The following is a 17,686-nucleotide window of genomic DNA, read 5'->3' as shown; positions in this document are numbered from 1 at the left end:
GATGCGCGCACCGCCGGTCATCCGCGAACCCCGCCAGCCGACCGCCCGCCGCTTTTACCCGCCCGCCCTCAGCAAGGCCAAAGCCTGATGGATGCCCCCACGCTGCCCCCGATCGAAACCCCCGGCCCGCACGGCGACGCGATCGTCGAAGCGCCAACGACCAACGGCCTTCAGGTCGTGTCGATCGCCAAATCCTATGACAAGCGCACCGTCCTGACCGACGTATCGGTATCGGTCGGGCGCGGCGAGGTGGTCGGGCTGCTCGGGCCGAACGGCGCCGGCAAGACAACGTGCTTCTATTCCGTGATGGGGCTCGTGAAGCCCGATTCGGGCCGGATCATGCTCGACGGCGACGATATCACGCGCCTGCCCATGTATCGGCGTGCGATCCTGGGGCTTGGCTATCTGCCGCAGGAAACCTCGATCTTCCGCGGGCTGACGATCGAGAAGAACATCCTGACGGTGCTCGAGCTGTCCGAGCCCGACAAGGCGGTGCGCGAGCGCAAGCTGAACACGCTGCTCGAGGAGTTCGGCCTGACCCGGCTGCGCGCCGCGCCCGCGATGGCGTTGTCGGGCGGCGAGCGTCGCCGCGCGGAGATCGCCCGCGCGCTGGCCGCCGAGCCGTCGATCATGCTGCTCGACGAACCGTTTGCAGGGATCGATCCGATCTCGATCGCCGACATTCGCGACCTCGTGAAGGATCTCAAGCGCCGCGATATCGGCGTGCTGATCACCGACCACAATGTCCGCGAGACGCTCGACATCGTCGACCGCGCCTACATCATCTACGATGGCCGCGTGCTATTCTCGGGCAGCCCGGCCGAACTGGTCGCCGACGCGAACGTCCGCCGCCTCTATCTGGGCGAGGGCTTCTCGCTCTAGTGTCATGAGCCTCGCGCCTCGCCTGGACCTTCGCCAATCGCAGTCGCTGGTGATGACCCCGCAGCTGCAGCAGGCGATCAAGCTGCTGGCGTTGTCGAACCTGGAGATCGAGGGGTTCATCGCCGAGGAGATCGAGCGCAACCCGCTGCTCGAGGCGGGCGCCGCGGACGATGGCGACAGACCCGAGCGCGAGGCCGGGCCGGAACCGGACGCCGCCGCCCCCCGCGACGAACGCGTCGCCGCCGACGAGCTGGTGAGCGGCAGTGTCGGCAGCGACGAGCCCGCGCTCGACATCGACTATGCGACCGAGAGCCATCACCAGGACAGCGTCGCCGACGGCGGAAGCGGCACCGACGGCGCGCTGTCGATGAGCGGGGCCGGCGCGGGCGGTGGCAGCGATGGCGACGGGAACGGTCTCGATCTGGACGGCTTTGCCGATACCGGGCTTAGCCTTGCGGATCATCTGCTGGCGCAGGCGGGCCCCGCTATCGCCGCGGATGATGCGTTCGTCGCGGCGCATCTGATCGACCAGATCGACGAGGCGGGATATCTCACCGTGCCGCTGCTCGAGATCGCCAACCGGCTGGGCGTCGCGCTTGCCCGGGTCGAGCATGTCCTGGCGGTGATCCAGACCTTCGACCCCACCGGGGTGGGCGCGCGCGACCTGGCCGAATGCCTGACGATCCAGGCGCGGGAGGCGGATCGCTATGACCCCTGCATGGCGCGGCTGATCGACAATCTCGACCTGCTGGCGCGGGGCGAGATCGGGCGTCTGAAGCGCCTGTGCCAGGTCGATGACGAGGACATGGCGGACATGATCCGCGAGCTGCGCGGCTATGATCCGAAGCCCGGATGCCGGTTCGGCGGCGAGCCGAGCCGCGCGGTCGTCCCCGACCTGTTCGTCGCGCGGACCAAGACGGGCTGGAGCATCGAGATCAACACCGCGACGCTGCCCCGCATCCTCGTCAACCGCAGCTATTACACCGAACTGGCGCGCGGCGAGCAGGACAAGGCGTCGAAGGCGTGGCTCAGCGAGTGTCTCGCCAGCGCGAACTGGCTGGTCAAGGCGCTCGACCAGCGGCAGCGCACGATCATCAAGGTCGCAACCGAGATCGTGAAGCAGCAGGAGGCGTTCTTCCTCCACGGCGTCGCACATCTCAGGCCGATGACGCTGCGGATGGTTGCCGACGCGATCGAGATGCACGAATCGACCGTCAGCCGCGTGACCAGCAACAAATATGTCTCGTGCGGGCGCGGGCTGTACGAGCTGAAATATTTCTTCACCTCGGCGATCCAGTCGGCGGATGGCGGCGATGCGGTCTCGGCCCAGGCCGTCAAAAGCGCGATCAAGGCGCTGATCGCGAACGAGGGTGCCAAGATCCTGTCCGACGATACTTTGGTGGAATTGCTCGACGGCAAGGGCTTCGACATTGCCCGGCGCACCGTTGCCAAATATCGCGAGGCGCTCGGCATCGGCAGTTCGGTACAACGCCGCCGGGCGCGTGCGCTCGAGGGCACCGGCTGACGCTTGCCTTCGCACCGGATCGGCGTAGCGTCCGGCTTGCATCACGGGGGGGCCCAGACCGATGAACGACCTTTCCGCCAGCCGTGATGGCGACGCCGAGCACGTGGCGACCTCCCCACCGATGATCGCGGCCGAGCCCGATGGCGCGCCGCGCATCGCGGTGCTCGATATCCTGCGCGGGATCGCGATCCTGGGCATCCTGTTCATGAACATCAACGACATGGGCGGGTCGCTCTACGCGTCGTTCGACGATATCCGGCATTTCGGCTGGACCACGCAGGACCAGATCGCCTGGTGGCTGCGCGAGGTGATCGCCAACGGCACCGCGCGCTGCATGCTCGAGATGCTGTTCGGCGCCGGGATGGTGATCCTGACCGACCGCGCCGCGGAGCTGGCGGGGACGCGCGTGGTGATGAAGCGCTATTATGCGCGCAACCTGCTGCTGTTCGCGTTCGGCGTGGTGCACATCCTCATCCTGCTGTGGCCGGGCGACATCCTCCACACCTATGGCCTCGCCGCGCTGATCGCCTTCCTGTTTCGCGGGCTGCGACCCCGCCTGCTGCTGACCATCGGCCTGTCCGCGGCGGCGCTGCAGTTCGCAGGCGGCACCTATGGCTATGTGTCCACCGCACAGACCCAGGCGCAGGTCGCCGCGATCGAGAGCGCGCAGCGCGCCGGGCGACCCGTCACGGTCGCACACCGCACGCTGCTGACCAAGGTCGCCGAGGGAGCTGCAAGACGCGCTAAAACCAAGGCCGAAGACGCCGCGCGGATCGCCGCCGAGGACAAGGCGCGGACGGGCGATTTCAAGACCTGGGCGGCGTATCAGTGGAGCGTCATCGCCTATCTGCAGAGCCGCGGGCTCGAGCTGGTGTTCGTGTGGGAAGCGGCGGGCGTGATGCTGATCGGCGCGGCGCTGTACAGGCTCGGCATCCTGCAGGGCGGACGATCGCGCGCCTTCTACGTACGGATGACGCTGGTCGCTTACGGGACCGCGATCCCGCTGCGGATGATCGGCGCGGCGGAGCAGATGCGCTTCGATACCGCGCCGAAGACGCTCTGGGCGACCGCGGAGGTCAGCCGGCTGGCGATGACGCTCGGCCATGTCGGCGCTGTCCATCTGCTGGTCGGGACGATCGTCGGCGCGCGGCTGTTGCGGCCCTTCGCCGCCGCCGGCCGGACCGCGCTGTCGCTCTACGTGCTGCAGACGATCATCGGCCTGTGGATCCTGTTCCCGCCCTTCGCGCTCGCCCTGTACGGCCAGTTCGGATGGGCGACGCTGATGGGGATCGCGCTGGCGATCAATATCGGCCTGGTGTGGCTCGCCAATGCCTATCTGCGCGCGTTCAATATCGCGCCGGTCGAATGGGCGTGGCGGTCGCTGCTCGAGCGGCGCCGGCTGCCGTGGCGCAAAACGCGTATCACCCCCGCGATGCGGACGGCATCCGCCTAGTCGTCCTCGTCCTCGAACCCGACCAGCGCCAGCGCGCGTGCCTTGATCTGGCGGGTCATGCACCAGTGAACGAGCGCATCCTCACGGCCATGCGTGACCCATACTTCGCGCGGTGCGATCTCGGCGAGCGTGTCGATGAGCTCGTCCCAGTCGGCATGGTCGCTGAGGATCAGCGGCAGTTCGACATTCTTCTGCCGCGCGCGCCCGCGGACGCGCATCCAGCCGCTCGCCATCGCGGTGATCGGGTCGGGCAGGCGTCGCGACCAGCGATCGTTGAGCGCGCCGGGCGGACACATCACGACATGCCCCGCCATGTCGGCCTTCTTGGCGTCCGCAACCGGCAGCAGGGTGCCCAGACGGACGCCGTGATCGGCGTAGAGGTCGCACAGCCGCTGGAGCGCACCATGGATGTAGATCGGCGCCTCGTGCCCGCGCGCGCGAAGTTCGGCGATCACGCGCTGCGCCTTGCCGAGCGCATAGGCCCCGATCAGCACGCAGCGGTCGGGATTGGCGTGCAACGCGGCAATCAGCTTGTCGATCTCGTCGCCGGTATCGGGGTGGCGGAAGACCGGCAGGCCGAAGGTCGCCTCGGTGACGAACACGTCGCATTTGACGGGCTCGAACGGCGTGCAGGTCGGATCGCTCCGCCGCTTGTAATCGCCCGAGACGACCACCCGTTCGCCGCGATAGTCGAGCACGATCTGCGCCGAGCCCAGGACATGGCCGGCGGGGACGAACCCAATATCGACCTCGCCCATGCGGATCGTCTCGCCATAGGCGACCGGGTGACCCGATTGCGGACCATAGCGCGCGTCCATGATCGCCAGCGTCTCGGGCGTCGCCCAGACCGCGGCATGGCCGCCGCGCGCATGATCCGCATGGCCGTGCGTGACGAGCGCCCTCTCGCTCGGGATCGACGGATCGATCCACGCGTCGATCGGCTTGACGAGGATGCCGTGTGGATGCGGTTCGAGCCAGTCGCCGAGTTTTGCCATCACGCTACTACGCCCGAGCCGCGGCTGCGGTGCCACGCGCAACGGCGGAGCGGCACAGCCGCGGTCGCCTAGCGGCGCCGGCCGACCTTGACCGTCTTCAGGATCGCATCCATCCGCGCCGCGGCGACCGCCTGGGTCGGTGCATTGCGCGGCGGCGGCGATCCCGCCTTGGCCGCATAGGTGATCCGGTCGACCGCGTAGCAGGTGCCGCCGATGACGCTGCGCAGCGTGAGCGCGCGGACCTGCTGGCTCATCCCGGCATCGCCCGTCTCATAGGTCGTCCAGCGCTGACCGCCGAGCGTGCGATCGGCGAGGCGGCGGCTGTTCGCCGATGTCAGCCCGTCGGTGGTGCAGCGCGCGATCACCGCCGTGCTCCGGCTGAAGCCGACCTGGATCATCTCGGTCACCTGCCCCTGCCCGTCGGTCGGCTTTGCGACCTGCCAGAACCGGACGATGCCGACGCCCCGCCCGGGCAGCGTGCCATCCCACATCGTCCGCCAGCCGCTGGTCATCAAAGCACGGCCGGCAAAGTTGCGCGTCGGGGTCAGGCTCGACGGATAGGCAAGGCGAACCGTGCCGCCTGCGCCGACGAACTTCTGCGTCGCCGCCGTCGCATTGGCAAAGGGCAGCAGTGCGATCAGGGACAGCGGCGCGAGATGGCGAAGAATCGACAAGGTTGGTCTTTCACAAGCTAAACAGATCGATGGTCCGACAAATCGCCGACCGGGTGAGCGCCGTCCATGGCGTTGCGGCATAGTGCACCCATATGACGACCATGCGTGAACAGGCCGTGAGCGACCTTCCCCCCCAACTTGATGACTGGTTCGCGACACGGGGCTGGCGGCCGCGCCGGCATCAGACCGACATGCTGGCGCAGGGACGCGCCGGGCACCACGCGCTGCTGGTCGCGGCGACGGGGGCCGGCAAGACGCTCGCCGGCTTCCTGCCGACGCTCGCCGAGTTGATCGAGGAGCCGATCAGCGGCCTCCACACGCTCTATGTCTCGCCGCTGAAAGCGCTCGCGGTCGACGTCCAGCGCAACCTGCTGACGCCGATCGAGGAGATGGGCGTCGACATCCGCGTCGAGACGCGCACCGGCGACACGCCGTCGGACCGCAAGGCACGGCAACGCGTGAAACCGCCGCAGATCCTGCTGACCACCCCCGAATCGCTGTCGCTGCTGCTGAGCTATCCCGACAGCATCACGATGTTCGAGGGCATCCGCACGATCGTGATCGACGAGGTCCATGCGTTTGCGACCGGCAAGCGCGGCGACCTGCTTTCGCTGTGCATGGCGCGGTTGCAGACAATCTCGCCGGGGATGCGGCGCGTCGCGCTGTCGGCGACGGTCGCGGATGCCGACGGCTATCGCGCGTGGCTCGCTCCCGACGGCGATATCGACCAGGTCGCGATGGTGCAGGGCGAGGCGGGCGCGGATCCGGACATCGCGATCCTGCTGCCCGAGGGTCGCATCCCCTGGTCGGGCCATTCGGGCCGTTATGCCGCCGAGCAGGTGATGGCGGAGATCGAGAAGCATGCGACGACGATCGTGTTCTGCAACACGCGCAGCCTCGCCGAGCTAATCTTCCAGGATCTGTGGAAGGTGAATGCGAACACGCTGCCGATCGGCGTCCATCACGGCAGCCTCGCGCGCGAGGCGCGGCGCAAGGTCGAGGGCGCGATGGCGGAGGGCAAGCTGCGCGCATTGGTCGCGACCGCGAGCCTCGACCTCGGCGTCGACTGGGGCAATGTCGACTGCGTGATCCAGATGGGCGCACCCAAGGGTTCGTCGCGGCTGCTCCAGCGGATCGGCCGCGCCAATCACCGGCTCGACGAGGCGAGCAAGGCGATCCTCGTCCCCGGCAACCGGTTCGAATATCTCGAGGCGCGCGCCGCATTGGACGCGGTCGAGGCGGGCGAACTCGATCCCGACCTGTTCCGCGTCGGCGCGCTCGACGTGCTGGCGCAGCATGTGATGGCGTGCGCCTGCGCCGCGCCGTTCCGCGAGGAGGACCTGCTCGACGAGGTCCGCTCGGCCCTCCCTTATTCGGCGCTGCCAGCCGAGACCTTCTCGCGCGTGCTCGGCTTCATCAGCGACGGCGGCTATGCGCTCAAGGCCTATGACCGGTTCAAGCGGCTGACGCAGGATGCGGACGGCACATGGCGGATCAGCCACCCCAAGTTCATCGGCCAGCACCGGCTGAACGCCGGGATCATCGTCGAGGCGACGATGCTCAACGTCCGGTTCGGCAATGGCCGCGCGCTCGGCCGCGTCGAGGAAGGCTTCGCGGCGCAGCTCAGCCCCGGCGACACCTTCTTCTTCGCCGGGCTCAGCCTTGAAGTCATCAAGATGGACACCGAGGACCTCGTCGTCCGCGCGACGTCCAAGCCGGCGCGGATCCCGACCTATGGCGGCAGCCGGATGCCGCTGTCGACCAACCTCGCCGACCGCGTCCGCGGGTTCCTGGCGCATCCCGGCGAATGGGCGCGGTTTCCCGACGATGTGCGCGAATGGCTCGAATATCAGCGATTGCGCTCGGTCCTGCCCGAACCCGGGCAGCTGCTGGTCGAGACCTTCCCCCGCGAGGGGCGGCATTACATGGTCGCCTACAGCTTCGAGGGGTGGAACGCGCACCAGTCGCTCGGCATGCTGATCACGCGGCGGATGGAGACGCAGGGGCTGAAACCGCTCGGCTTCGTCGCGAACGACTATGCGCTGGCGGTGTACGGGATCGACAAGATCACCGACCCGGCATCGCTGTTCTCCGCCGACATCCTCGAACATGAGTTCGTCGACTGGGTGCAGCAATCGCACCTGCTCAAACGCGCGTTTCGCGAGGTCGCGGTGATCGGCGGGCTGGTCGAGCGCCAGCACCCCGGCAAGCGCAAGACCGGACGCCAGGTCACCTTCTCGACCGACCTGATCTATGACGTGCTGCGCAAATACGAGCCGACTCATTTGCTGCTCGAGGCGGCGTGGGCGGATGCGCGCGCGCGGATGACCGATGTCGGGCGACTGGCCGGGCTGCTCGACCGTGCGGCGGAGACGATGCTGCATGTCGATCTCGAGCGCGTGACGCCGCTCGCGGTGCCGATCCTGACGCTGATCGGACGCGAGAAGGTCGCCACCAACACGTCCGACGACGCCCTGCTGATCGAGGCGGAGGCACTGGCGGCCGAGGCGATGCGGATCGACTGAACGGACGCGAGACGAACCAGGGACGAACGACTTGTCGTCCGTCGGTTTCGGGCGCAGCATCGGATCATGCGCAGGTGGTCAGGCCCGGTGTTGCTCATCATCGCTGCCCCGGCTGCGGCCCAGCAGTCTGCCCCGGATGCTACTCCCCAAGCCGCCGCCCCGCCCGCTTATGCTGCACCGGTCGATGATGCAGCATCTGCAGCAAACACGGTGATGCTGTTCGGGCAGGACGAGAGCAGGATGACCGTGCCCGTGTCGATCGCGGGCACCAGTCCGCAGAAGTTCGTCGTCGATACCGGCGCGCAACGCACCGTGATCTCGCGCGAGCTTGCGGCGGTGTTGCGGCTTGCGCCCGGCCGGATCGTCCGCGTCACGGGCATGACCGGATCGGACAGCGTCGCGACCGTGATCATCCCGGCACTGCGGGTCGGCACGATCGACAGCCCGGCGATCGAGGCGCCCGCGATCGCCGCGCAGAATCTGGGTGCGCTGGGGCTGCTGGGGATCGACACGCTGCAGGGACGCGCGGTGGGGATCGATTTCGACACCCGCACAATGACCGTGACGCCCGCGCGCCGGCGCAACCGCCGCGAGCGAACCGAGCGGGGCGAGATCGTCGTCCGGGCACGCAGCCTGTTCGGCCAGCTCGTCGTCACCGACGCCTATTGCAACGGCGTCCGGATCCGCGTGATCATCGACACCGGGTCGTCGGTCAGCATGGGCAATGCCGCACTGCGCCGCAAGCTGTTGCGCAAGCCGGTCCGGTCGCAATCGATCGCGCTGACCGGTGTCACCGGACAGACGGTGATGGCGGACTATTCGACGATCGATCGCGTCATGATCGGCAGCCTGACGATCACCAGTCTGCCGATCGCGCTGACGGCCGTCGACGCCCCGCCCTTTCGTCAGTTCGGACTGGCGGAGCGGCCCGCGATCCTGCTCGGCATGGATGCGCTCACGCTGTTCCGGCGCGTCGACATCGACTTTGCCAATCGCGAGGTGCGGCTTGCCCTGCCGCGCAATGTCACGCAGCGTTGAGGTTGCGTGATCGATCATTCGCTGCAACGCTGCTGCAATAAACGATCAAGGGGACGACGATGCGCGCAGTAAGCAGGGTGATGGCGGGGATGATGCTGACGGCGAGCGTCGTCACCATGCCCGGCACGGGATTTGCGCAGAACCGCCCCGACCAGAAGGCGTTCTTCGGACTCTACAAGGAGCTGGTCGAGACCAACACGACGCTGTCCTCGGGCAGCTGCACACAGGCCGCAGCGCAGATCGGCGCACGGCTGAAAAGCGCGGGCTATGCCGATGCCGACATCACCTATTTCTCGGTGCCCGAGCATCCCAAGGATGGCGGGCTGGTCGCAGTGCTCAAGGGCTCGGACGCGTCGATCAAGCCGATGCTGCTGCTCGGGCATCTCGACGTCGTCGAGGCCAAGCGCGAGGACTGGGTGCGCGATCCGTTCACGCTGATCGAGGAGGGCGGCTATTATTATGCGCGCGGCACCGTCGACGACAAGGCGCAGGCGGCGATCTGGTCCGACGCGATGATCCGCTTCAAGACGTCGGGCTATACGCCGAAGCGGACGATCAAGCTCGCGCTGACCTGTGGCGAGGAGACGACGTTCGCGTGGAACGGCGCGCAATACCTCGCCGCGAGCAAACCCGACCTGATCGCCGCCGAATTCGCGTTGAACGAGGGCGGCGGCGGGCGGCTCGACGATACTGGCAAGCGCCAGCTGCTGGCGATCCAGGTCGGTGAGAAGGCTGCGCAGAATTACACCTTCACCGCGACCAATCCCGGCGGACACAGCTCGCAGCCGACGCCCGACAATGCGATCTACGAACTCGCCGACGCGGTGAAGGCGGTGCAGGGCTATGAGTTCCCCGTGACCTTCACCGACACGACGCGCGCCTTCTTCGCCGCGAGTGCAAAGGCGATGCCGGGCACGATGGGCGACGCGATCACGCGGCTGCTCGCCAATCCGCAGGACAAGGCGGCCGACGCGATCGTCAGCCGCGACAAGGCGATGCATTCGACGCTGCGCACGACCTGTGTCGCGACGCTGCTGAGCGCGGGCCATGCCGAAAACGCGCTGCCGCAGCGCGCGACCGCGAATGTGAACTGCCGGATCTTCCCCGGCGAGACGGTCGACGGCACGCTGGCCAAGCTGAAGTCGCTCGCCGGTACCAAGGTGAGCGTGACCGCGAACCAGCCGGTCCGGCCGACCGCGATCCCGCCGACGCTCGACCCCAAGATCATGGGCCCGGTGACGAAGGTCGCGGCCAAGCACTTCCCAGGGCTGCCGATCCTGCCGCTGATGTCGACCGGCGCGACCGACGGGATCTTCTTCGAGGCGATCGGCATCCCGGTTTACGGCGCACCGGGCGTGTTCATCGACAAGGACATGGGCGGGATCCACGGGCTGAACGAACGGATCCGGGTGGCGTCGCTCTATGACGGCCGCGACTATCTGTACGATCTGGTCAAGGCGTTCGCGGGATGACGCTGAATCCCTCTCCCCTTGGGGGAGAGGGAGGGAGGAGCCGCGCGCGACGGAAGGGTGAGGGGTATTGGGTCGGGGTCCCTAGCCACACGCCCCTCACCCTTCCCACCCGGCTTCGCCGTGCGGGCCCCTTCCCTCTCCCCCAAGGGGAGAGGGAGATCAGACGGTGACCTGTTCGCCGAGTTCGAGCACCTTGCCCGGCGGGATCCGCAGGAAATCGGTCGGATCGCTCGCGTTGCGCTGCAGGAACATGAAGATCCGGTCCTGCCAGGGCGGCATGCCCTTTTCCGCGTCGGGCTTGAGCGTGTTGCGGCCAATGAAGAACGACGTCCGCATCGGGTCGAGCCCGAGCTGTTCGGTCTTGGCGCCGACACCGAGATCGCGCGGTACGTCGGGCGATTCCATGAAGCCGTACGTCAGCACGACGATCGAGAAATTGTCATCGACCCGCTCGACCTTGGCGCGGCCTGCCTGGTCGACGAACGGGCGATCCGCGGTGCGGATGCTGACGATCAGGTTGCGCTCGTGCAGAACCTTGTTGTGCTTGAGGTTGTGGAGCAGCGCACCGGGCGTCGCGTGCGGATTGGCGGTCAGGAACACCGCGGTCCCCGACACACGCTCGGGCGGGCGCTTCTCGAGCGCGGCGGCGAGATCGCTGAGCGGGATGCTCTGCCGCTTCTCGAACGCGCTGACGATCTTCTTGCCGCGCACCCAGGTGAAGATGATCAGCCCGATCGACGCCGCGATCACGAGCGGCACCCAGCCGCCCTCGATCACGCGCAGGATGTTCGCGCCGAAAAAGATCAAGTCGAGCGTGAGGAACGGCAGGATCGCCGCCAGCGCCAGCGGACGCGACCAGTTCCAGCGGTGGCGCACGACGATATAGGCGAGCAGCGTGGTGACGACCATCGTGCCGGTCACCGCGATACCGTACGCCGCAGCCATCGCCGACGAGGTCTTGAACTGGATCACCAGCACCAGCACGCCGATCAGCAGCAGCCAATTGATCGCGGGGAGGTAAATCTGCCCGGCGAACACGGCCGAGGTCTGGCGGATGCGCAGCCGCGGTAGGAGGCCGAGCTGGATCGCCTGCTGCGTCAGGCTAAACGCGCCGGTGATCACCGCCTGGCTGGCGATGACCGTCGCGAAGCCCGCGAGAATGATCAGCGCGGGGCGCAGCGATTCGGGTGCCATCAGGAAGAACCAGTCCTGATTGACGAACGGGACGCCCCGACGCGCGGCATCCTCGAGCTGCGACAGCGCAAACGCGCCTTGCCCGAGATAGTTGAGCGCGAGCGCGGGAAAGACCAGGAAGAACCAGCCGATGCGGATCGGCAGTTTGCCAAAATGGCCCATGTCCGCGGTCAGAGCTTCCGCTCCGGTGACGGTCAGGAACACCGCGCCGAGCACGAACAGCCCGGTGACGCCGTGTGTCGCGAGAAACGCGACGCCGTAGGTCGGCGAGAAGACGCGGACGATCGAGGGCTCGTCGGCAATATGCCACACGCCCAGCGCACCGATCGCGACGAACCAGACGATGCAGACCGGACCGAACAGCTTCGAGACATGCGCCGTCCCGCGCGACTGGATCACGAACAAGACGATGAGAATCGCGATCGTCAACGCGCGCACCACGCCCTCGTTGAAGATATGCGCCGCGCTGGGGATCGTGCGCAGCCCCTCCATCGCCGAGAGGACGGACAGGGCCGGCGTGATGATCGCATCGCCGTAGAACAGCGACGCGCCGGCGGCCCCGAGCACGATCGCGATCTTCGACCGGACCCCCAGCGCCCGCCTTGCGAGCGCCGCGAGCGCAAGCACGCCGCCCTCGCCCTGATTGTCGGCGCGCATCAGGAAGACGACGTATTTCACGGTGACGACGAGGAACAGCGACCACAGCGCCAGGCTGAGCACGCCGAGAATCTCGCTCGGATCGATACCGCCCGCCGCACTCTGGCCGAGCGCTTCGCGGAAGGCATAGAGCGGGCTGGTGCCGATATCGCCGAACACCACGCCGATCGCCCCCACGGTCAGCGCGGCAAGCGCCGGGTGCGGGTGAAGATGCGCCGCCGACAGATCGGTAGACGTTTCAGCGGGCTGGGGTGTTCCGGCGACGGACGACATGGCGCGAAAAGCGCTCCTCCTGATGGGACGGCGCGCTTTACGCCGATTGCAGCCATGCGCAAGTGTTCGACGCTGCGCTGCACAATCGCTTGATTCGAACGTCGACCGACGGCATGGCCACCTGATGGTTCCCTTTTCGTTCGGCGGACACACGCTTTCGGCGCTGGCGGCAGGTGCGGTTTACTGGCCCGCGCGACACGCCTTGCTGGTCGCCGACCTGCATTTCGAAAAGGCGAGCTGGTTCGCCAGCCGTGGCCAGATGCTGCCACCTTATGATTCGATCGCGACCTTGACCGAACTCGCCGCCGTGCTCGACGCGACCGGCGCGACCGAAATCTGGTGTCTCGGCGACAGTTTCCACGACAGCGACGGTTGCGACCGGCTGCCGCAGCGCGCGCAGGAGATGCTGCGCGCCATGACGCAAAAGACGCACTGGACCTGGATCACGGGCAATCATGACCCGATGATCCTCGACCGGTGCGGTGGCACGGTAGTCGACGAGGCCTGTGTCGATGGCCTGGTGCTGCGCCACGAGGCCGATCCGCGCGAGACCCGGCCCGAACTCTCGGGCCATTTCCATCCCAAATTGCGCCTTCGGCTGCGCGGCAAGCAGGTCGCGCGGCGGTGTTTCGTCGCGACCGAGACCAAACTGATCCTGCCCGCCTTCGGATCGCTGACGGGCGGGCTGGACGTCGACCATCCCGAGATCATCCGCGCAGTGGGCACTGGTGCGCAGGCACTGTTGCCGGTCGCAGACCGGATGCTGCGGTTTCCGGTCGCCGCGCAGCGGCCGGACACGCGGATCGCCGTATCCGCCTGAGGTGATCAGCCGGCGTCAGCTGGCGATCGTCGGGAAGGCCTTGCGGAACGCCGCGAGCTTGGGCTTGTCCCAGGCGACGATGTAGGGATGCGTCGGGTTCCGGTCGAAAAAGTCCTGATGATAGGCTTCGGCGGGGTAGAAGCTGCCGGTTTCGAGCGTCGTGACGATCGGCCGCGCAAACGCCCGCGTCTGACCAAGCTGTGAGATATAGGCGCGTGCGACCTGCGCCTGCTGCGGGGACTGCGGGAAGATCGCGGAGCGATAGCTGGTGCCGCTGTCGGGACCCTGTCGGTTCAGCTGCGTCGGATCATGCGCGATCGAAAAATAGACGCGCAGCAGCGTGGCATAGCTCACGACGCGGGGATCATAGCTGATCCGCACCGCCTCGGCATGCCGCGTGGTTTCGCTCGACACCTGCTCGTAATTCGCGGTCGCCTTGGTCCCGCCGGCATAGCCTGCGGTCACGCCCTTGACGCCGCGGACATGCTCGAACACCGCCTCAAGGCCCCAGAAGCAGCCGCCCGCCAGCACCGCGGTCTGCAGGCCGCCCGTCCGCGGGACGTCGACGGTCGCGGCCGGGATGATGACCGCGCGCTCTGCCTGCGCAGAACCGGTGGCGATGACCGCACCGGCGAGTCCGACGGCGGCGAGCGTTGCGAAAAGGGGCGTGTGCATGTTGATCATGTGGGGCGTCTCGATGACGTTTCCAGCCCCGGCGCGGAATGCCTTTCGGCGACCGATCACCGGGATTCAGCAGGCTCAGCGCTGGGCGGGCGCGGTGTGCACGGGCGCGCCATACACCGGCTGGGTCGCCTCGGCGGGCTGGAACGCAAGGAGACCCAGCGCACCCAGAACAAAACCGCCAGTAAACTGCCAGAGAAAGCTCGACTTGATAAGATTGCGCATCATGCGCTCCTGTTGAAATCAGACTTGGCGTGATCCCGGTGGATCACGTCAGCTACGACCCAGCATGTCGTGGGGATGCCGCGTCTTCACAATGCCGTTTTATGAAACGGTCGATTAACGCGATGTGGCCAATCCGTTCATCCGCCAGCAGGGTTGCTGGCGGATGTCCGGGCATGCCCGCGATGTTGCCGAGGCGTGCCGGATCAGCGCAGCGCGGCGCAGGCGGTCTGGATCCGCGTGCAGGCCTCGCGCAGCAGCGTGTCCGACGTGGCATAGCTGATCCGGAACGCCGGGCTGAGGCCGAACGCCGCGCCCTGAACGACCGCGACCTTGGCATCGTCGAGCAGATAGCCGACCATCGCCTCGTCGGTGTCGATCAGCCGACCGTTCGGCGTCGACTTGCCGATCAGTGCGGCGAACGACGGATAGACGTAGAACGCCCCCTCGGGCGTCGGGCATTCCATGCCGTCGATTTCGTTCAGCATCGACACAACCAGATCGCGGCGGCCCTGAAAGGCGGTGTTGCGCTCGGCGAGGAACGACTGGTCGCCGTTGAGCGCGGCGACGGCGGCGGCCTGCGCGATCGAGCACGGGTTCGAGGTCGACTGCGACTGGAGCTTGGCCATCGCCTTGATCAGCCAGCTCGCGCCGCCCGCATAGCCGATCCGCCAGCCGGTCATTGCATAGGCCTTGGAACAGCCATTGACGGTCAGCGTGCGCTCGAACAGCTCGGGGCACGCCTCGGCGATCGTCGCGAACCTGAAGCCGTCATAGACGATATGCTCGTACATATCGTCGGCGAAGATCCAGACATGCGGGTGCTTCGCGAGCACCGCGCCCAGAGCCTTCAGCTCGTCGATCGTGTAGCCGGCGCCGGTCGGGTTCGACGGCGAGTTGAGGATCACCCACTTGGTCTTGGGCGTGATCGCCGCGTCGAGCGCCTCGGGTGCGAGCTTATAGCCGACCTCGGGGCCGGCCTTGACGATCACCGGTACACCGCCGGCGAACTGCACGACGTCGGGATAGCTGACCCAATAGGGTGCGGGGATCACGACCTCGTCACCCGGATCGATCGTCGCGACCATCGCGTTGAACAGGGTGTGCTTGCCGCCGACGTTCACGCTGATCTGGTCGGTCGCATAGGTCAGGCCGTTGTCGCGCGCGAACTTGGCGGCGATCGCCTGCTTCAGCTCGATCGTGCCGTCGACATTGGTGTATTTCGTCTTGCCGTCGCGAATCGCCTGGATCGCGGCCTCCTTGACGAAGTCGGGCGTGTCGAAATCGGGTTCACCCGCCCCCAGCCCGATCACGTCGACGCCGGCGCGCTTCAGTTCGAGCACACGCGACGTGATCGCGAGGGTCGGCGAAGGGCTGATGCGGCCAAGGGCGGCGGATGCGTGCATGGTGAAACCTCTGCGGTTGACCGCAGCGGCGCCTGCGGAATTCGCGCGGGCTATACGCCGCGATCGCCTGATTTCGCAACCGCAACAACGGCCGGAACGAGCCCACGCACCGCATTTCCCATACGGAACCCGTTGGCGAGGTCGGCGCGCGTCAACCGTCCCTCGACCGCCTGGCCGCTGGCGAGCAGATCGGCGCGCAGCACGCCGGGGATCAGCGCGCCCACAGGCGGGGTTACCAGCACCCCGTCGCGCGGCACGAACAGCGAGGTGAAGCTCCCCTCCGTCAGGAAGCCGTCGGGCCCCTCGAACACCACTTCGGTGGTGCCCGCGGCACGCCGCGCGTCGTCGTAAAAGGCGCGGTCGCTGGTCTTGTGGCGCAGCCGGATATCGGCGGGCGCGACAGGCAGCGGGACGATCGCGACCGTCATCTGCGCGGGCGTGACCGGCATCGGACCGACCTGGATCGCGACCGCGCCCGATGCCGCGACGACCAGCCGGATCCGCCGCGGACCGCGCAGCCGGAAGGTCGCCGCCTGCAGTTCGTTCCGAACGGCGTGACGATCGAAGCTGAACCCCAGCGTCGCAGCACTCGCCGTCAGCCGGGCGAGATGCAGTTCGAGCCGCATCACCCCGTGTTCGGGATCGAACGCCATCGTCTCGATCAGGTCCAGCTTGCGCTGTCCGGCGGTGACGAAGGCCGCCTTGTCCGCGCATTCCTGCCATTCCTGGTCGGCGACACTGTCCGCGACGATCCCCGAGCCGAGCCCCATCACCGCGTCACCGTCGCGCACCGTCAGCGTACGGATCGCGACGTTCAGCGCGGCGTCGCCGCCGGGATCGAACCGGCCGATCGCGCCGGTATAGAGGCCGCGGGGACGGGCCTGCTCGACCTCTGCGATGACTTCCATCGCGCGTTGCTTGGGGGCGCCGGTGATCGAGCCGCAGGGGAACAGCGCGGCGAGCACATCGATCGCATCGCGACCGGGGGTCAGCCGCGCTGCCACCGTCGAGGTCATCTGGTGGACGGTTGGATAGGTCTCCACCGTGAATAGGTCCGGGACCGAGACACCCTGCGCGACCTGCGACAGGTCGTTGCGCATCAGGTCGACGATCATCAGATTTTCCGCGCGCTGCTTCGGATCGGCGGCCAGCTCCTGGGCAAGGCGGCGATCGACATCGGGCGTGGCGCCGCGCGGCGCGGTGCCCTTCATCGGCCGACAGGTCAGCCGATCGCCCTCGAGCGTGAAGAACAGTTCGGGCGACAGCGACAGACAGGTTTCGTCGCCCGTGTCGATCAATGCGCCATAGCCTGCACGCGCCTGGCGTCTGAGGCGGGCATAGAGCGCGCGGGGATCGCCGATGAACGGCACGGTCGCGGCAAAGGTCAGATTGGCCTGATAGATGTCGCCCGCCGCGATCAGCGCGAGCAGCCGTGCGATTCGCGCATCATAGGCCTCGCGGTCGATCTGCGGCTGCGGCGGCCCGACCCAGATTCCGGCAGGATCGGGCAACAGCGCGGGCAGCGCCGCCGCGGGGATCGTTTCGTAGCGCTCGAACAGGCCGAACCACAGCAACGGGCCGTCCGGCGGGCCGGCATCGACCGCACGCGACGCGAACGTCATCCCCGCCTCATAGGCCAGCATCCCCGCGGCATGCAGTCCCTCGGCCAGTCCGCGACGGATCTCCGCAAGCGCGGGTTGCACGGCATCGGGGGTGTCCGCGCGAACGACCCGGACAGGCCGGTCGTACAGGCGCGCGGGGGCCCCCGCCTCCCGGGCATCATCAAGCAACACGAAGGGCGCAGTCCACATCGTGCCGACTGATGCACGGGGCGGCAGGCAAACCGCAAGCGGCGATTGCCCGAAACCG

14 protein-coding genes are annotated in these 17,686 nt (G+C 67.4%); 7 read left to right on the top strand and 7 right to left on the bottom strand.

Annotated features, from left to right (window positions below; genetic code table 11):
* Positions 1–87: 87 nt before the first annotated feature.
* The 3 genes from lptB (at position 88) to ASE89_RS01610 (ending at position 3,860) form a co-directional block, all read left to right on the top strand.
* Positions 88–882, top strand: a complete 795-nt coding sequence (gene lptB, locus ASE89_RS01620; protein WP_031438836.1) for an LPS export ABC transporter ATP-binding protein — start codon at positions 88–90, stop codon at positions 880–882.
* Positions 883–886: 4 nt separating this feature from the next.
* Complete coding sequence (gene rpoN, locus ASE89_RS01615; protein ID WP_056673444.1) at positions 887–2,407, top strand: RNA polymerase factor sigma-54; 1,521 nt, start codon at positions 887–889, stop codon at positions 2,405–2,407.
* Positions 2,408–2,468: 61 nt separating this feature from the next.
* Entirely contained in the window at positions 2,469–3,860 is a 1,392-nt protein-coding gene (locus tag ASE89_RS01610) for a DUF418 domain-containing protein (protein ID WP_082451183.1), read from the top strand.
* On the opposite strand, the gene ASE89_RS01605 is transcribed toward ASE89_RS01610, so the two are convergent.
* Together ASE89_RS01605 and ASE89_RS01600 are read right to left on the bottom strand one after the other, a co-directional pair.
* Positions 3,857–4,855: a ligase-associated DNA damage response exonuclease gene (locus ASE89_RS01605; protein ID WP_056673441.1), complete on the bottom strand. Its 999-nt coding sequence runs from the start codon at positions 4,853–4,855 to the stop codon at positions 3,857–3,859. The genes ASE89_RS01610 and ASE89_RS01605 overlap by 4 nt on opposite strands.
* A 68-nt stretch (positions 4,856–4,923) precedes the next feature.
* Positions 4,924–5,529 carry a hypothetical protein gene (locus ASE89_RS01600; protein WP_056673439.1) on the bottom strand — a complete coding sequence of 202 codons (606 nt, stop codon included), beginning with the start codon at positions 5,527–5,529 and terminating at the stop codon, positions 4,924–4,926.
* A 116-nt stretch (positions 5,530–5,645) separates the two neighbouring features.
* Between ASE89_RS01600 and ASE89_RS01595 the strand changes: the two genes are divergently transcribed.
* From ASE89_RS01595 to ASE89_RS01585, 3 genes are all read left to right on the top strand, one after another.
* Positions 5,646–8,054: a ligase-associated DNA damage response DEXH box helicase gene (locus tag ASE89_RS01595; protein WP_269082937.1), complete on the top strand. Its 2,409-nt coding sequence runs from the start codon at positions 5,646–5,648 to the stop codon at positions 8,052–8,054.
* A gap of 66 nt (positions 8,055–8,120) precedes the next feature.
* Complete coding sequence (locus ASE89_RS01590) at positions 8,121–9,092, top strand: aspartyl protease family protein (RefSeq protein WP_082451182.1); 972 nt, start codon at positions 8,121–8,123, stop codon at positions 9,090–9,092.
* Positions 9,093–9,172: 80 nt separating this feature from the next.
* Positions 9,173–10,564 (top strand): M20/M25/M40 family metallo-hydrolase, encoded by a 1,392-nt coding sequence (locus ASE89_RS01585; protein WP_443024337.1) that lies wholly within the window; start codon positions 9,173–9,175, stop codon positions 10,562–10,564.
* A gap of 159 nt (positions 10,565–10,723) precedes the next feature.
* Here ASE89_RS01585 and ASE89_RS01580 read toward each other — a convergent pair whose 3' ends face one another.
* On the bottom strand, positions 10,724–12,688 hold the full coding sequence (locus ASE89_RS01580) for a potassium transporter Kup (protein ID WP_056673427.1): 1,965 nt from the start codon (positions 12,686–12,688) through the stop codon (positions 10,724–10,726).
* 124 nt (positions 12,689–12,812) lie between these two features.
* Between ASE89_RS01580 and pdeM the strand changes: the two genes are divergently transcribed.
* Complete coding sequence (gene pdeM / locus ASE89_RS01575) at positions 12,813–13,508, top strand: ligase-associated DNA damage response endonuclease PdeM (protein ID WP_056673423.1); 696 nt, start codon at positions 12,813–12,815, stop codon at positions 13,506–13,508.
* A 15-nt stretch (positions 13,509–13,523) separates the two neighbouring features.
* Here pdeM and msrA read toward each other — a convergent pair whose 3' ends face one another.
* The 4 genes from msrA to pabB all read right to left on the bottom strand — a co-directional run bounded on the left by msrA (position 13,524) and on the right by pabB (position 17,628).
* Positions 13,524–14,183 carry a peptide-methionine (S)-S-oxide reductase MsrA gene (gene msrA, locus ASE89_RS01570; protein ID WP_056675127.1) on the bottom strand — a complete coding sequence of 220 codons (660 nt, stop codon included), beginning with the start codon at positions 14,181–14,183 and terminating at the stop codon, positions 13,524–13,526.
* A gap of 84 nt (positions 14,184–14,267) precedes the next feature.
* Positions 14,268–14,414 (bottom strand): hypothetical protein, encoded by a 147-nt coding sequence (locus ASE89_RS20685; protein ID WP_166746496.1) that lies wholly within the window; start codon positions 14,412–14,414, stop codon positions 14,268–14,270.
* Between the two features lie 203 nt (positions 14,415–14,617).
* On the bottom strand, positions 14,618–15,817 hold the full coding sequence (locus ASE89_RS01565; RefSeq protein ID WP_037529965.1) for a pyridoxal phosphate-dependent aminotransferase: 1,200 nt from the start codon (positions 15,815–15,817) through the stop codon (positions 14,618–14,620).
* 50 nt (positions 15,818–15,867) lie between these two features.
* Positions 15,868–17,628: an aminodeoxychorismate synthase component I gene (gene pabB, locus ASE89_RS01560; RefSeq protein ID WP_056673420.1), complete on the bottom strand. Its 1,761-nt coding sequence runs from the start codon at positions 17,626–17,628 to the stop codon at positions 15,868–15,870.
* Positions 17,629–17,686: the final 58 nt, after the last annotated feature.

It is taken from the genome of Sphingomonas sp. Leaf30, from assembly GCF_001422525.1.
GTDB classification, from domain to species: domain Bacteria; phylum Pseudomonadota; class Alphaproteobacteria; order Sphingomonadales; family Sphingomonadaceae; genus Sphingomonas; species Sphingomonas aerolata.
The sequence above is the reverse complement of the archived record's forward strand: the minus strand, read 5'-3'. Positions and strand labels throughout refer to the sequence as shown.

Bases quoted from the DNA above. Each gene is read 5' to 3' on its own strand.
- lptB (WP_031438836.1), top strand. From the start codon at position 88: ATGGATGCCCCCACGCTGCCCCCGATCGAAACCCCCGGCCCGCACGGC.
- rpoN (WP_056673444.1), top strand. From the start codon at position 887: ATGAGCCTCGCGCCTCGCCTGGACCTTCGCCAATCGCAGTCGCTGGTG.
- ASE89_RS01610 (WP_082451183.1), top strand. From the start codon at position 2,469: ATGAACGACCTTTCCGCCAGCCGTGATGGCGACGCCGAGCACGTGGCG.
- ASE89_RS01605 (WP_056673441.1), bottom strand. From the start codon at position 4,855: ATGGCAAAACTCGGCGACTGGCTCGAACCGCATCCACACGGCATCCTC.
- ASE89_RS01590 (WP_082451182.1), top strand. From the start codon at position 8,121: ATGCGCAGGTGGTCAGGCCCGGTGTTGCTCATCATCGCTGCCCCGGCT.
- ASE89_RS01585 (WP_443024337.1), top strand. From the start codon at position 9,173: ATGGCGGGGATGATGCTGACGGCGAGCGTCGTCACCATGCCCGGCACG.
- ASE89_RS01580 (WP_056673427.1), bottom strand. From the start codon at position 12,688: ATGTCGTCCGTCGCCGGAACACCCCAGCCCGCTGAAACGTCTACCGAT.
- pdeM (WP_056673423.1), top strand. From the start codon at position 12,813: ATGGTTCCCTTTTCGTTCGGCGGACACACGCTTTCGGCGCTGGCGGCA.
- msrA (WP_056675127.1), bottom strand. From the start codon at position 14,183: ATGCACACGCCCCTTTTCGCAACGCTCGCCGCCGTCGGACTCGCCGGT.
- ASE89_RS20685 (WP_166746496.1), bottom strand. From the start codon at position 14,414: ATGCGCAATCTTATCAAGTCGAGCTTTCTCTGGCAGTTTACTGGCGGT.
- ASE89_RS01565 (WP_037529965.1), bottom strand. From the start codon at position 15,817: ATGCACGCATCCGCCGCCCTTGGCCGCATCAGCCCTTCGCCGACCCTC.
- pabB (WP_056673420.1), bottom strand. From the start codon at position 17,628: ATGTGGACTGCGCCCTTCGTGTTGCTTGATGATGCCCGGGAGGCGGGG.